Annotated in this window: 13 protein-coding genes; all 13 read right to left on the reverse strand. The window is 48.3% G+C overall.

The features are described from left to right. Window positions 1-244: 244 nt before the first annotated feature. Window positions 245-1,453 (reverse strand): rhamnogalacturonan acetylesterase, encoded by a 1,209-nt coding sequence (locus ACE3K2_RS00140; RefSeq protein ID WP_421885488.1) that lies wholly within the window; start codon window positions 1,451-1,453, stop codon window positions 245-247. A 112-nt stretch (window positions 1,454-1,565) separates the two neighbouring features. Further along, entirely contained in the window at window positions 1,566-2,405 is an 840-nt protein-coding gene (locus ACE3K2_RS00145) for a carbohydrate ABC transporter permease (protein ID WP_421885308.1), read from the reverse strand. 2 nt (window positions 2,406-2,407) lie between these two features. Next, window positions 2,408-3,310 (reverse strand): carbohydrate ABC transporter permease, encoded by a 903-nt coding sequence (locus ACE3K2_RS00150; RefSeq protein ID WP_421885311.1) that lies wholly within the window; start codon window positions 3,308-3,310, stop codon window positions 2,408-2,410. A 139-nt stretch (window positions 3,311-3,449) separates the two neighbouring features. Continuing rightward, window positions 3,450-4,733, reverse strand: coding sequence for an ABC transporter substrate-binding protein (locus ACE3K2_RS00155; RefSeq protein ID WP_421885313.1), 1,284 nt, complete (start codon window positions 4,731-4,733; stop codon window positions 3,450-3,452). A gap of 222 nt (window positions 4,734-4,955) precedes the next feature. After that, window positions 4,956-6,509, reverse strand: coding sequence for a response regulator transcription factor (locus ACE3K2_RS00160; RefSeq protein WP_421885315.1), 1,554 nt, complete (start codon window positions 6,507-6,509; stop codon window positions 4,956-4,958). Next, complete coding sequence (locus tag ACE3K2_RS00165; protein ID WP_421885318.1) at window positions 6,484-8,271, reverse strand: cache domain-containing sensor histidine kinase; 1,788 nt, start codon at window positions 8,269-8,271, stop codon at window positions 6,484-6,486. Before ACE3K2_RS00165 ends, ACE3K2_RS00160 begins: the two co-directional genes overlap by 26 nt. Window positions 8,272-8,520: 249 nt before the next feature. Then, on the reverse strand, window positions 8,521-9,843 hold the full coding sequence (locus ACE3K2_RS00170; protein ID WP_421885321.1) for a stalk domain-containing protein: 1,323 nt from the start codon (window positions 9,841-9,843) through the stop codon (window positions 8,521-8,523). Between the two features lie 193 nt (window positions 9,844-10,036). Further along, window positions 10,037-10,327: a hypothetical protein gene (locus tag ACE3K2_RS00175; protein ID WP_421885324.1), complete on the reverse strand. Its 291-nt coding sequence runs from the start codon at window positions 10,325-10,327 to the stop codon at window positions 10,037-10,039. A gap of 219 nt (window positions 10,328-10,546) precedes the next feature. Then, the gene (locus ACE3K2_RS00180; RefSeq protein ID WP_421885326.1) at window positions 10,547-11,410 is read right to left on the reverse strand and encodes an inositol monophosphatase family protein; all 864 of its coding nucleotides are present in this window, start codon (window positions 11,408-11,410) and stop codon (window positions 10,547-10,549) included. 107 nt (window positions 11,411-11,517) lie between these two features. Further along, the gene (gene uvsE, locus ACE3K2_RS00185) at window positions 11,518-12,519 is read right to left on the reverse strand and encodes a UV DNA damage repair endonuclease UvsE (protein WP_421885329.1); all 1,002 of its coding nucleotides are present in this window, start codon (window positions 12,517-12,519) and stop codon (window positions 11,518-11,520) included. 155 nt (window positions 12,520-12,674) lie between these two features. Next, window positions 12,675-12,998: a hypothetical protein gene (locus ACE3K2_RS00190; protein ID WP_062837611.1), complete on the reverse strand. Its 324-nt coding sequence runs from the start codon at window positions 12,996-12,998 to the stop codon at window positions 12,675-12,677. A gap of 30 nt (window positions 12,999-13,028) precedes the next feature. Next, window positions 13,029-14,129 carry a D-alanine--D-alanine ligase gene (locus tag ACE3K2_RS00195; RefSeq protein ID WP_421885332.1) on the reverse strand — a complete coding sequence of 367 codons (1,101 nt, stop codon included), beginning with the start codon at window positions 14,127-14,129 and terminating at the stop codon, window positions 13,029-13,031. A 137-nt stretch (window positions 14,130-14,266) separates the two neighbouring features. After that, window positions 14,267-15,265 (reverse strand): amidase domain-containing protein, encoded by a 999-nt coding sequence (locus tag ACE3K2_RS00200; RefSeq protein WP_370511462.1) that lies wholly within the window; start codon window positions 15,263-15,265, stop codon window positions 14,267-14,269. Window positions 15,266-15,523: the final 258 nt, after the last annotated feature.

Consider the following 15,523-nt stretch of genomic DNA (forward strand, 5'->3'; position numbering starts at 1 on the left):
CCGTCCTCCTCCGCTGCTACGCTCGCCGAACTGATTTAAAAAATTATTGCCTTCGCTCTTCGCTGGGCAACTTTTTGTCGGCTCGTTACTTCGTTTAACTCGCTATAGCTTTTAAACCCTAAATAACTCGCGGGGCAATCGATTCGGCGGACTGATTTAAAAAGATTATTGCCTTCGCTGCTCGCTGGGCAACTTTGATGGCTTATTACTTTGTTTAACTCGCTTAATAGTTCAAGACATGAACCTACCGCAGATACATCTGCAACGGTTGCAATTGGATCTCACGGATGGCTTCTGCTACCTGTTGGGCAAGGCGGCGGGCACCGCGTTCCTGAAAATGCGTGTTATCCTCTACGCCGGAGGGAAAATTCACATACTCACCTGGCAGCACCCACATGAAATCGTCCTTGGTGGCTTCCACGCCTGCCTGCTCGAACAGCAGACGGCTGCGCTCAGCCAGATCGATCAGCGGGACCTCTTCCTCTTCCGCCAGCTCACGTACGGCGATGATATAATCGCCATGGGTATCGGTCAATGTGCCATCATCCGCGAAATAGCGACGATGCACCGGGGTGATGAGCACCGGACGAGCCTTGGCTTCACGGGCAGCATCGATATACTTTTTCAAATATTCCTTATATGTTGTGAATGGGTCGGTCCCACGTTCAGGGTCCGGCTTCTCATCGTTATGTCCAAATTGAATAAACAGAAAGTCTTCAGGCTTGATTCGCTCCAGAATGGCGCTGAGTCTGCCTTCATTAATAAAACTGCGGGAACTTCGGCCTGACTGGGCGTGATTATCCACTGCCACATCATGTTTGAACTGTGCTGGCAAGAGCTGGCCCCAACCGCAATACGGATATCCACTTTCCGGCTGATCCGTTACGGTAGAATCCCCGGCAAGAAATACGGTCATCGTCTGCTTCGCAAGAGTGATCTCCAACGCATTAATTCTTGGCGCGGGACCGGAGAATGACAGGCGAAGTCTGCCGTCGCGAACAACGACCGAGAATCGCACCTCTGCAAATTGCCCAGGAAGTGTACGAATGGTTGGCAGTACAAGCCTGCCCTCACCAGCTTTCACGCGGGTCACTGTCTCAGCCAATTCATCACCTGCAACAAGTAAAACCTGATAGGTTCCATCGGGAACATCCACGATGAAGGATGCTTTGAGTGGAATACAGAAGCCGGAATGCAATCGGGCAGACATGGTTGTCTGCCCCGTATTGTTATGATGTTGTCTCGTGCAATTCGGCTCATCGTCATCTCCGATGCGTTGTTTCTCATACACGAGGGAACCTGCTTCGAATCCGTATCCTCCACGTTCCTCATATGCGGTGGTTGCAGTTACTTTCAGATAATCCCCTGTCTCATCTGCTCTTTCCGAGTCCGGTCCAAAGTTAAACTTCCAGCTGGTCACGGACACTGCCTGGCCCTCTGCCGCTGCCTCCATGGCAACGGCCTGACTCTGACTACCCTGAGCTTTATTCAAAACCGATAACCTCCTTGGTTAACTTTCGTAAACGTTCATTCGGGCGAAGATACGAAGATACAGTGAATCATCCTTATCCTTTTAATCCGCTAGTGCTCATTCCTTGAACAATTTGTTTCTGGAAGATGAAGAATACAGCTACAACCGGAACCAGACTGACGATGGACATCGCAAACATTGCTCCCCAGTTGGAGGCAGACTCGCTATCCAGGAACATTTTCAGCGCCATGGATACGGTGTATTTCTCAGGCGAGTTCAGGTATAATACCGGACCGAGCAGATCTTCCCATCTCCAGTAGAAGGAGAAAATCGCCGCTGTTGCCAGAGAAGACTTGATGAGCGGCATAATAATCTGGATATACAGTCTGAATTTGTTACATCCATCGATGGTTGCAGCCTCATCCAACTCCTTCGGAATCGTTCGAATGAACTGTACCATCAGGAAGATGAAGAATGGCATTCCGAAGAATGTAGGGACAACGATTGGAAGAATCGTATTCAGCCAACCCAGCTTCGTGAAGATAATGTATTGAGGAACCAGTACCACGTCATGTGGCAGCATCAGCGTCAACATCATAATGGAGAACCAGAAGCTACGCCCCTTGAAGCTAAGTCTGGCAAAACCAAAAGCAATCAGCGATGATGATATCACAGCACCGATGGTAGATATAACTACGATTACAAGGGAATTGGTGATGTAATCCATGAACGGTCTTCCTGCTGTGCCTTTCCAACCATCCACATAGTTACTCCAGATCCACTCGGTAGGAAACAAGGTGTCGGCAGTGACAAAGATTGTGCGGCTTTCCTTGAATGAACTGAAGAGCATCCAGAGTACGGGATAGAGCATCAGGAGGGCAAGAGCTGCAACGAACAGGTGATATACGGGCCATTTTATATTTCTCCAAACCATCGTTACTTCCCTCCTTCAGATTCGTAGAATACCCAGAACTTGGATGTCAGGAACACGGCTACCGTGAGCACACCGATCATAATGAGCATGATCCAGGCCATTGCCGAAGCATAACCCATGTTGTTAAACATAAATGCCTGACGGAACAGATACAGGGAGTACAGCATGGTCCCATCCATTGGGCCGCCTTCGCCTTTGGAGATAATGTAAGCAGGTACAAAGGTCATGAATGCTCCAATCGTCTGCATGATCATATTGAACAGGACAATTGGGCTAAGAAGCGGCAAGGTGATGCTGAAAAATTTCCGAACAGGATTCGCACCATCCACGCCTGCTGCCTCGTACATCTCAGGGGAGATATTTTTGAGACCAGCCAGGAAGATCAGCATGGACGAACCGAACTGCCACACAGACAGTGAGATAAGCATAACCAGGGACGCATTCGGGTCACCAAACCAGCTTATAGGACCAATCCCAATTGCCGTTAGAGCGCTGTTGATAACACCCTCATTACTGAAGAGGTTACGCCACATAATGGATACGGCCACACTACCACCGATAATGGATGGCAGGTAATACAACGTCCGGTACGTTCCAATCATACGAGAGCCGGTGTTCAGTACCATCGCTACGAAAAGGGCAAAGATCAACCTTAACGGTACCCCAATGAATACATACAGAAACGTTACTTTGACCGAGTTCCAATATTTCGGGTCATCAAAAAACATTTTGGTGTAGTTATCGAGCCCAATCCACCGCGGAGATGTGAACAAGTTATAACTCGTGAACGACATATATAAGGACACAAACATGGGGATGAGTGTGAAGCCCAAGAATCCAATAATAAACGGGCTTATGAACGCATATCCAGTTAAGTTTCTACGTAACGACGAATACTGCCTCAATGGAACGAACCTCCTTCATGGATCAGCTTACTCCCTCATCCTTGCTTCGGTCATCTGGACGGGGAAAGGCCCTCGCATTCGCGAGTAGCCCCATTCCCGACCATCCCTGCAGTGGGACGAGCAAGCCATCATTCAACTGTTATTTATTGTTCGCAAGTACAGATTCGGCGTTCTTGCGGAATGTTTCTGCTGCCTGTTCAGGTGTAATTTTGCCAAAGTTCAACTCTTCAACCACATCTGCCAGAGCAGAGATTACTTCAGGTGAACCAACTGGTGGCGGAGAACTCATTGGTGAAGCTTTTGGCTCCATTGCTGCTACGAATTCAAAGACCTGTTTTGTTGCGTCACTCAGCTCAGGTGCGATGGCTTCTTTGATTGCTCCTGAGATTGGCACACCGCGCTCCCCTTTGATCAGTTTGTTGGCTTCCACGTCATTCACCCAGAAATCAATGAATTTAGCCGCTTCTTCCTTCACTTTGGAGTTGGATGTTACCCCCCAGTACATACTTGGTTGCATATAAAGTCCTTTTTCCATATCCGGTCCTGGCATTGGAGCAATTTCGAGGGGACGGTTCGCTACCTGTTGCAAAGCGACGAACTGGTTGGACCATTGCCATACGCCAATTCCTTTTTCCTTCACGAGATCCGATTCCTCAATAATGCCTTTGGTTTGGTTGGCTACATCCGGTGTAGGTGCTGCGCCCTGTTCAATCATGCGGCGCATAAGTCCGAAGAACTCAACAAACATTTGGTCATCATCATAACCAAGACCTGTACCTTCCGCATTGTATAGCGACAACCCCTTGGTACGCAGGAAGTAGTGGAAGAAAATATCAGGAGCTACTCCTCCATCCAGATACAGTCCTTTTTCTGCGGTTTGTTTACCCAATGCTTCATACGATTCCCAAGTCATATTCTCAGGGAGTGCATCCACGCCTGCTTTTTTAAGCAACGCCGGATCATATTGGAATCCAAGAACGTTAACACCGGCAGGTACACCGTATTGTTTGCCATTAATTACACCTGTGCTAATGACATTCTCGGACACATCGTCCACTTTGATCTGGTTGCCCAGATAAGGAGCTAGATCCTCAAGCTGACCATTCTGTGCATATTGGCTGATGTAGGAAATATCCATCTGAACGATGTCAGGCAACTGATTTGCCGCTGCTTGTGGTGCGAGTTTTTTCCAGTAGTCATCAAATGAAGCATATTCCACATCGATTTTGACATTCGGGTTTTTCGATTTGTACAGGTCGATGACCTTCTGTGTATATTCATGCCGTGCATCCGAGCCCCACCAAGCGATCCGCAGGGTAACCGATCCATCCGATGATCCCTGTTCGCTACCTCCACCTGAACTACACGCCGCTGTAAAAACGAGCAATGCAGCCATCATCAGGAATATTGCCTTTTTCACCATGCCAATCTCCCCTTTTATGTTGATATATAGTTGTGTGAACGAGTTATCCTTTTATTTCTGATAACGCTTTCACAAACTTGTTAATGTCATTTTCGCAAATGTACGACCAGAGTTGAATACACAAAACCGTCTTGTTGGTTCAAAAAACAGAGGAGGACAACAGCCGCCTCACGGCACTGTACGCCCTCCCCAGATATGAATCACATGATTGGTAATCCATTGTTATATGCCGATTCTGCGGAATTCCGTAGGTGTCATACCGGTCCACTTTTTGAACACCTGGCTGAAATACTGCGAGTTGCCCCCGAATCCGAACAATTCGGCAAGCTCGAATACTTTCACATCCCCGCCTCTGCGAATATGGTCACATGCGCGTTCAATGCGCAGGCGATTCACGTAGTTGGAGAAATTCTCGCCTGTAACTTTTTTGAAAATCTTGCCCAGGTAATCCGGATTCATATACAACATTTGATGGGCGACTCCATTGAGAGAAAGATCCGCCTCTCCATAATGACGATCCACGATATCCATCATCTTCTCCACGGCAGAAGACTGGCGACTGATATGGTTTTTGTAATAACCGGAGGTTAATCGGGCTGCACTGCTTGCCACAAAAGATTTCAAACCAGACAACGTATCGATATGGGGCAACTCTGCCATACGCTGGGTGAATTCCGTTGCCTCCTCAGGCGGACAGACATGAACCATCGCCGAGTACAGCTGCACTACGTAAGAGCGAGTCACGTCAATCTCCAGCTGCTGACGTGATAATAGATCAAACAGACGATCTACCTCTACCGCTGTTTCCTCGGTATTGCCCGATTTGATCAACTGACACAGTTGCTCCGCATCCTGTTCCACATGCACGCCGTCACATTCTCCCGCCAGGACGAGATCATTCTTCGTAATCAGCTTGCCTTCACCGATAAAAAAGCGATGGTTCAGATACTGCAATGCCTCACGAAACAACCGCCGGGACTGGATCATTCGATCTGCTTCACTCAGCGCAGCGGTCACTTCCAATTTATATAGTCTGGTAAATGCAGCCCGAACTTCTTCAATGCTTTCTTTCAGTCCAGCCGGATCAGCTGAATCCGCGAGCAAAATCAGGAGTTTGCCTTCAATGGTTGTGCTTAACAGTACATGGGGGAGCAGATCACTGGCAATGTTTTTGATCGCAAATAAGTGACTGTAATCATGTTCATCTACAATTCGAAACAGGAGTAACCGAACTGCGTTCTCTTCAAGTTCCAGATCAAACAGCTTCTGATAATACTCCAGATCAACCGGACCATAGGTGCGGTTGGTCATGAACTCCAACAGAAATTGCTCCTTCACATGCGGAAGCACACGCTGCAATCGCTGTTTCATCTCACCGGCAACATGCTCCTTCACCTGGGCATCCTGATGTTCCTGCAACAGTTCAGTTAACGCATCATGGATCTGATTCTCATTGCAGGGTTTGAGCAAATAATGCTTCACACCATATTGCATCGCTCTGCGGGCATATTCGAACTCCTTGTAACCGGATAACATGATGAAACGTACACCCGGATATGCTTCAGATGCCTTCTCTATGAGTCCGAGACCATCCAGGCCCGGCATAGAAATATCCGTAATAATAATATCCGGTCTTGACTGCCCTATTTTGTCCAATGCTTCGATCCCGTTCCTCGCTGTCCCCACCAATTCAGTACCTGCTGCGGCCCAATCGACCACTTGGGAAATCCCCTCCAGAATGACACGTTCATCATCTACGAGCATCACTTTGTACATCGTCATCGTCCTCTCTGATCCAAGGTATGCTGATCGATACTACAGTTCCTGATCCGGGCTTGCTGCTCATCACCATTTCACCTTCATCACCGAAGGTCAGTCTGATTCGTTCCTGGATGTTAGATAACCCAATGCCCTGTCCTCTTGTCTGAATACGTCCTTCGTGTAGTTGTTCGAGAAATTCCGAAGTCATCCCCGGACCGTCGTCCTCAACTTCAATCATCACCTTATCTCCATCTGTTCTCGCCCGAATACGGATCCGGCAGGGTTCAATGCTTGGTTCGAGTGCATAATGTATGGCGTTCTCCACGAGTGGCTGTAACGTTAACTTGGGAATCCGGGCCGTTCCCACCTCAGGGGCAATCTCCATGTCAAAATCAAGTCTCTCCTCAAAACGAGTGCGCTGAATCGTAACGTAACTGCGGACAATGTCCAGCTCTCTTTCCAGCGTGATCCACTTCTCGGACATGTTCACAGAGCTGCGTAGCAGAAATCCGAGCGCCTCAACCATTTCCGAGATCTGTCGTTGCTTCTGTACTTTGGCCAGCCAATTAATCGACTCCAGCGTGTTGTATAGAAAATGTGGGTTAATCTGTGCCTGAAGCGCTTTCAACTCTGTTTCACGAATCACTAGTTGCTTGGCATAATTCTCATCAATCAATTCACGTATCCGTTGAAGCATCATCTTGAAGGTGCGATGCAGCAGCCCCACCTCATTCTGTGGAGATATCGGAACATTGCCAAGGGCAGCCTCCTCCAGTTTATCCAGATCGCCTTTTTCGATGTTACGCATCTTTTTGATCAACTGCGCAATCGGGTGGGTGATACTGCGAGAGAATCTCGCTCCTATGATCAGCGCCGCCAGAAAAATCATAATGAAGATCACCGTGACCAACTGTTTGACAAACTGGATCTGTTTAAACATCTGGTCAAAAGGCGTCGTATATAGGTAAGTCCAGTCAGTGTAGGAAGAGTTGGCCCGGGCGACAAAATAACGACCATGCTCAAACATGGCAATGCCATAAGGTTGAGTCCGCTTCAGTTCGGACTCTATCTCCGCTTCACTGACTGCTGATTCTGTTGGATAGATCACTTCTTTTCCATCCGTAATCAGCAACTGGGAGTCCTCTGCCGGTTCTTGCATCTGATCCTGGACAATTCGGTCCAGGCGGACACGGATAATCAGCGTACCGAGTTTTTCCAACGTAAACGCCCCACCCGTAAAAGATTTCACCTGTCGGACGGATAAAAGCCTAGCTTGTTGATCCCCGCTGGTATGCCACACATTGGACCCCGAATATCGGTCTCCCAGTGCCACCAGTTCCTTCTGTTTTGTCTCCGAAATTCCTTCCCGGTTCCCTGCAGCCATGACGTTATTATCATTATCGATAAATAGCATGGAATAGACGTATTTCTCAGACCCTGCATAAGCAACTAGCCGGTTAGTAATTTTTTTGCGCAGACCATTTTTCTCGTAACCTGTCTCGGCCTTTTCAAGTTGAAGCAGATATTGTTGAAGCGGCTCATCTGACATCACCTTGAAAGAGAGACTGGACATCTCGCGCAATTGATTCTCAATGCCTACTGAAGACATATTGAGGACTTGCGAGGATTTCTCATAAATCTGACGATCATAGATGCTGAACACATATCGGAGTACAGACGCATAAAACGTAAAGCTGATTAACATCAAAAGTCCGATGAGGAGAATCGTTTTGTGATGAATGGGAAGTGTTGTGAAAGCGTTCTTAATTTTGCTCATCCTAAGCGCTCCTTTGCCTTGCGAAGGGTGCTGTCGTGTTATGGGTTAGTGGGTTTATTGTAAGTTATTTTCATATTTACACATCCATTGGTCATCTGACAAGATATATTTATGCAACAATTCAGGTCATTAGAGAAGGTATACATCTGTGTCAGCAATTCAAAAAGAACACAAAACAGCCAGAATACCTTGAAATGATCAAGGCATTCTGGCTGTTGAATAACACCATGCTAAAGCATGAATTACACTTTACGGATTAACAAAAACCGTTTTCAGCTTCGCTACATACTGCACATCAAAGCCAAGACCTTCAGCCACCATGGCAAGAGGGACATAGGTTTTGGACTCCTTGCCTACCTTATTCAGGAATGCAGGTGTATCCACAGTAACCGATGCTCCATTTACCTTCACAGCATTGGCACCAATCTTCACAGCAACCTTCCGGTCTCCATATGTAATGGTTGCGGTTGACGTTTTGTTATCCCACACCGTAGTAGCACCTACAGCGTTTACGATGTCTTGGATCGCCACAAAGTTTTTGCCGTTACGGATAATCGGTTTGTATGGTGTATTTAATGTTTTGCCACTCACGATAATATTCATGGGTTTACCTGTGGCAGGTGCAGTCAGCTTGGTGTAATCTCCCCAGATCGTTTTGGCAAATACTTCGGCAATGGCAGCATATCCAAATTGATTGGGGTGGAAATCACGATCTTTGATCATATGAGTCATCGTGCCCTCACCGCCAACAAACTCCTTGGCCACGTGTGCAACTTTGACATCGGTACCCTGAGCAGTGAATTGTGCTGCAATGCCATCAATGGTCTGAGTGAAGCCTTGGGATGCCTCCATCAGTTTGGCATAGAGTGCCTTGCCTGCTACTTCTGGCATCGGTTGATACTGGTCGGCGATGACAATTGTAACTGTCGGATTAATTGCATGGATATCATTAATCGTTGCACTAACATTAGCTGTATATGTTGCGAGTAATTCTTTTACCTTCGCTTGCAGTTCCTCATCACTCAGTTTGTCTGCTGTACCGAGAAGCTCCGATACATCATTACCCCCAATGGTGATTGCAACCAGATTCGCCTGGGCGATATCCTCGCGAATTGCAGCAGTATTGGCTCCAATCTGTCCCGCTCTTGGATCAGGAAGACTTGGTTGAATGGCTTCAGATGTCAGCGTATTGCCATCCTTAATTGCAGTAGTGAAGTTTTTCAGGCCACTGGTTTTTAATCCCGCAATCCCGTAGTTATCCACCTGTGTACGTCCATGCAGCAAACCCTGCTCCTGCAGACGTTCTACATAACCATAAGGCAATTCTTTTGTGTTGGGCTCATACCCTACGGTTATGGAATCTCCCAATGTGACGATGCGTAACTCTTTGGTTACGGCTACTGCATCTTTCTTCGCAGTCAGCGAAGCCTCGTTGGTACCCACAGGCAATACAGCGGTCTTGGTGTCAGCAGCATGTGCAGGCAGTGCAGAAGATGTGAAGAGCAGCATTCCTGCCAACATGCTTACCGTTAAACCGGCAGCAGTATTTTCCCATATACGTTTACGCTTCATTCGGGGTAACACTCCTTTTCGTGAATCTATAATAATTTCACACTGATATATAAATGACAATGGGTTCGTGTTACTCTATTCTATCATTTTAAAGTAGTCGCTGTCCTCTCTGCTGGAAGCGCGCATGAAATAACAGACTCCCTGATGGGGAGCCTGTTATTGGTGAAGCACAGCTATAACGTTCAGTGATTAGTTAAGATTGCGGCTTATTCGAGTCCTCAGCATTCGAATGACCCGTGTCGCTCTCCGGTTTATTCCCGGTAGCCCGCTCCAGATATCGATCATACCGATCATCCAATTCACGTGCCATCTTCCGGTACTTTAACGTTTCCTCGACAATTGGATCACGTTCTGTCTGGATTCGTACTTCATATTTGGGAGGAATCAGCTGGCGTTCACGCTGATTGGTGTCGCCGGACTCTTCCATGTCCCCTTCCGTCAGCATATCACTGAGCCGTCGTTCCAGTTCTTTGGATTCATCCATTGTTCTCGCTCCTTTAATTAAAGTCATACATGCGTTACCTATACTATTGTACTTTCACTTCGTGTACAGAACCATCTTCCGATCGCTGTTACAGGCGTAGCATATGCTTACGAAGCAGCTTTCTTCAGAAAGCTTTTAGCCCCGCTTCTTCAGATACTTTCTGTCCCCTCCGTTAATGTACAATTAAAAGTAATTAAAGCATGGATGAGTTAAACAAACTCACTCCAGACCGGTAGCCTTTGCTTCCTTCAACACACCTGTTAATGCATCATGGATTTTGCCATTGCTGGCGACCACATGACTCACAGACAGTTGATAAGGTGTTCCGATGGTATCCGTTACCTTACCGCCGGATTCTTCGACCAGCAGCGCACCTGCGGCAATATCCCACGGTTTCAATCCAACTTCGGTATAGGCGCTGAGACGTCCTGCGGCAACATACGCCAGATGAAGGGCGGCGGATCCGCCTGCACGCAAGTTACGAACTTGCGGAGCAAGTGCCTGCACAGCTGCCATATTCAATGGCAACGCAAAGGTTGTATCTGCCGGGAATCCAACCGCAATCAGACTCTGAGCCAGTTCCTGTTCACCAGATACTTGCATCCGGTTACCGTGGACGTAAGCTCCTTTACCTTTTTCCGCAACAAACAGTTCATCACGGGAAGGGTCGTATATCACGCCAACAATGACTTCACCATTATGAGCCAATGCGATGGACACCGAATAAAAAGGGAATCCGTGTACAAAGTTCGTCGTTCCGTCCACAGGATCAACAATCCAGAGGAACTCTTCTTCCTCGGCCTCTTTCAATGCTTTTGCCGAAGCTTCCGGTCCCGGCTCCACACCTTCTTCACCCAGAATGGCATGGTGAGGGAAATGCGTAAGAATCAGGCGGCGGATCATCTGCTCCGCTCCTTTATCCACTTCGGTCACCAGATCCTGGGGTGAATATTTGGTGCCAAGTTCAGCTACCGTCCCAAGACGGCTTTTGATCCATTCGCCAGCTTTGGAAGCTGCATTAATGGCAACGGCAGTATAGCTTTTGCTTGTCACGACATAAGGTATCTTTTCCTTCTCATTCAAAGCGTTCACTCTACTTTCTATATCAATCTACGAAAAGTTGAAATACTTGTTAAAAGTATACGCCCCACAGGTCGTAAAGTTTCTGGTTGCCCAAGCCCCTTTTGGCTTTACGGATGAATGATGACGGTAGACTCGTCCACCCACTCCACGCCCTCTTCGTGATAGAATGCCAGCTTCTGCATCAGTTGCACAAGAGCCTCATCCTTACGTTTAGCCTCAATCATCACGTCAAGTCTTGGGGTGTCTGCTGCGATATGACGTAAAAAATCGAGCACAGGCTCTACCTCCACGCCATCAGCATGACCTCGCAGATCCTTTTCACTCTTTGGACTGGAGACATGGATTTTGGGTGGTAATGGCTGATCAGCCGGTGAATCTGCCTGGGCAAGCGGTGACTGCCAGGTTTTTAGAATATCAGGCCACAGATCCCATGCCTGTTCCCCTTCGTTGTTCACCCACTGGTGATGGATATCCAGTACCATGGGCAATCCCAGGCGCTGGCACACGGCCAGTGTCTCGGGCGCGTTGAACGTTTTGTCATCATTTTCGAGTGTCAGCCGCTCCTGGATGTCCCGATCCAGCTTCAAAAAGTTTTCTTCAAAACGAAGTGCCGCCGAAGGCTTGTCCCCGTATGCACCACCAATATGTATATTGTTCTTGGCAGTGGCATTTAGTCCCATGGCATCCAGCATCCGAACATGATGACGAAGGTCGCGAATTGAGTTGCGCAGAACTTGCTCGCGGGGTGTACTAAGTACGGTAAAATGATCCGGATGAAAAGACACACGCATCTGATTTTCCTTCACAAAATCACCAATGGCAGCAAAGTCCTGCTTCAGTGCCGGGAACGGGTCCCAGTCATTCAGGTCCTCGTGTGTTGCCAGTGGAATCAATTTGGAAGAGAAGCGATATACATGAATATGGCTACCCTTGTTGTGTCTGAGCAATCGTAATGTATTGTGCAGGTTCTCGGCTGCAATCCGTTCGAGTTTGCGGATCGCTGCTTCCCTGTCATCGATTTTGTTAAAACTCGACATGGTCATGGTCCGGGAAGGCGAGGCGTTCTCTATAAGCACGGACATGGCCACGTAACCAAAGCGTACGAGCATGAATTTCTTCCTCTCTATTAGGGCGGAGAACCCGCAAGGCATATTCAGCCGTCAGGATGTACCGTCACTGTATATAACCAAGTTTTACCCTAAAAGAGTGACCATAATCGTACTCAGACAAATCAGTCCTTCCGACCAGCACTCACAGTCAACAACTATTCCTGTGCTTGCTCTCCAAAGAACATCTCATCTGCAAGGGCAGTCTGGATGCGTGATTCTTCCTCCGTCAATTTGCGGATGAGTTGCATCTCCACCTCGGTTACCTCTTGCCCCTGGAAGTTGATCTCTGCAATGGAAACCACGATCTTGACGATGGCTACAGCCACGTTATCCGGTGTGTATGCAATCACTTTCTGGCCGGTAGGAAATACCCGGAAGCCCTGTTTGACCATTTTGCCGCGACCGTATTCAAGCAGTTCGAACAGCTCCTGCTCACTCTTGAACTTGCATACGGAATTGAATTCAGTCTGAAATCCCATGCATATCCCTCCTGATCTTGTGGTCGCAGGCTACGCCTGTACGCCGTTCTCGTAATTCAGTGCCTGCTTGCGGTTGTAACGCTCCAGCGCCAGCTCAATCATGCGATCCAGCAGTTCGGCATACGATACACCTGTTTCACGCCAAAGAAGTGGATACATGCTATATGGTGTGAAACCAGGCATGGTGTTGACTTCATTAATAAGCAATGCGCCGTCATTTTTCCGAATGAAAAAGTCCGCACGTGAAATGCCGTTACCTTCAATCGCACGGAACGCCTGCAGAGCTGCCTCGCGAATGCGGTCTGCGGCCTCTGGGTCCAGTGGAGCTGGAATCAACATCTGTGATTGACCATCAATATACTTGGCTGCATAGTCATAATACTCACCGGAGGATACGATCTCGCCTGGAACGGAAGCCATTGGCTCGTCATTGCCGAGGACACTGACCTCAACTTCGCGTGCTTCAACGAACTCCTCAATGACAACCTTCGTATCGTACCGAAGTGCGAACTCAACAGCTGTCTTCAGCTCATCGCGGTTACGCGCTTTGGAGATGCCCACACTGGAGCCCAGATTTGCCGGTTTGATAAAACAAGGATATCCCAGCTGATCTTCGACCTGTACGATCATTTCGTGCTCGGTCTGTTTCCATTGTGTAGCGTTAAAATACGTAAACTCACATTGGTCAATGCCAGCCTGTGCAAACAGCTTTTTCATGACCACTTTGTCCATACCACCAGCCGATGCCAGTACTCCTGCACCTACATATGGCATATCCGCCATCTCGAACATGCCCTGAATGGTACCATCTTCTCCAAATGTACCATGCAGCAGAGGGAACATCACGTCCAGCGCTTCCGCTCCGCCATACAAACGGCCAAACAGTGCGTTCAGCGCATCCTGCGTTCCACCCGCTGATTGCTCCAGCTTCAAATCTTCAATCTGCGCAAACGGCGCATGCATGACAGGTCCTTTTTTCCACGTCCCCTGCTTGGAGATATAAAAAGGAACCAGTTCATACTTCTCGTAATCAAATGCGTTTGTTACAGCAAACGCCGTTTGCAGCGACACCTCATGCTCGCCTGATTTTCCGCCATAAACGACGCCTACTTTTAATTTATCCATACTCATGTGTACCCTCCGATTATCTGTGCCTGATGCTGTCACCCTTGCATGCTCAGCATCCTTGTTATTCTGCTTGCGTTATCTGATCTTATTTTACACGGAACTGGATGTCTGCGTCACCGCATCCCGAAAATCTTTCGTCATCAAAACTCATCTGCAATATGAAAAAGCCGGTATACCGTCCGCTCCGTCCAAGCGTAAGAATCCCGGTAATCCCAAAATCGGTGACGGCTACTAACCGTATGTGCGTTAACAAGCGGCATACCACCCGCATCAAATGCGGTCACAACGGTGCTGTGCTGAAATCGCCCATCTCCATCCCAATCGTAGAGAATGACATCGCCGAGCATCAGCTGCTCAGGACGCTCCACTTCTGTCGCAGTCAGACCCCAGCTGCTGCCTGATAAATAACGCTCCAGACTATTGGAGACTGCCCAGCTGTAACTCCACATTTCGGAGCCGTTGACATACCCTTTATACCACCAGCCAGCTTCTCTTCTACCAGTATAGTGGATGGGTGCGCCCCCTGCAAAGAGACATTGGGACACGTAATTGGTGCAATCCACATCAAATTCCTCGAATGCCGGATTCCCCGCATTCCACCACCGATCTGCATAGGCGACCGCCAGATCTCTGCGATATGATTGTTGCCTTGAGCTTCTTCCTTGACCCAACACTTCCCGATTCAGCAGCGGGCGATTCATCGCCTGTACAAAATCAGCTTGTTGAAACGGACGTCCTTCCCCAGCAGGGCGACGCTCCGGCACTTCTCGCTCGACCCGTCCAATGATCCATCCACCACTCTGCCGCAGAAAGGTTAACCGCTCCCGCTCAATCCGGTCCTCCCGGTGGGTGATACCGCTCTTTTCGTAGAACAGTCTGCTGTACAATTGTACATCCACCACCGCTTCTTCCTGTCCATCCATAAGCGTGCGCACAAGCTTGGCGCTGGTCTCGCTGCGAAGAGGCACGGCGCGCCGCTTACGATACCATTCATCCAGCCTTGCCATACGCTCTCCCCGTTCCACCACGAAGTCAGGATCGGTAACGATCCGTTCGCTGGTCTGTGGACGGTAGTCGATCTCACAGCGATTGTACTGGTTCACGTAAGTATATAAGGCACTCTTCCATTCCCGTTCCAAGCCTATGTCCCCCTTTGGCATGAGTTCTGTCCGGAATATTTCATGGCGTATATAAACTCCTACTATTCATATGAGAGGGTCCTCAGTTGTATGTACACGGCTCGGGAAGGAGATCCAAAATTCGGCAAATACAGGTACACCAGATATCTTATTCCTGCCCACTTCACGAAAACGCCTTCATTGGTGCAAAAGCTTGCTTGATCAGGCAAAAAGACCTTTACGTACGGAGGTGAAAACGGTATACTTAAAACTAAAGTC

This window comes from Paenibacillus sp., from assembly GCF_048976745.1.
Taxonomy (GTDB): Bacteria; Bacillota; Bacilli; order Paenibacillales; family Paenibacillaceae; genus Paenibacillus.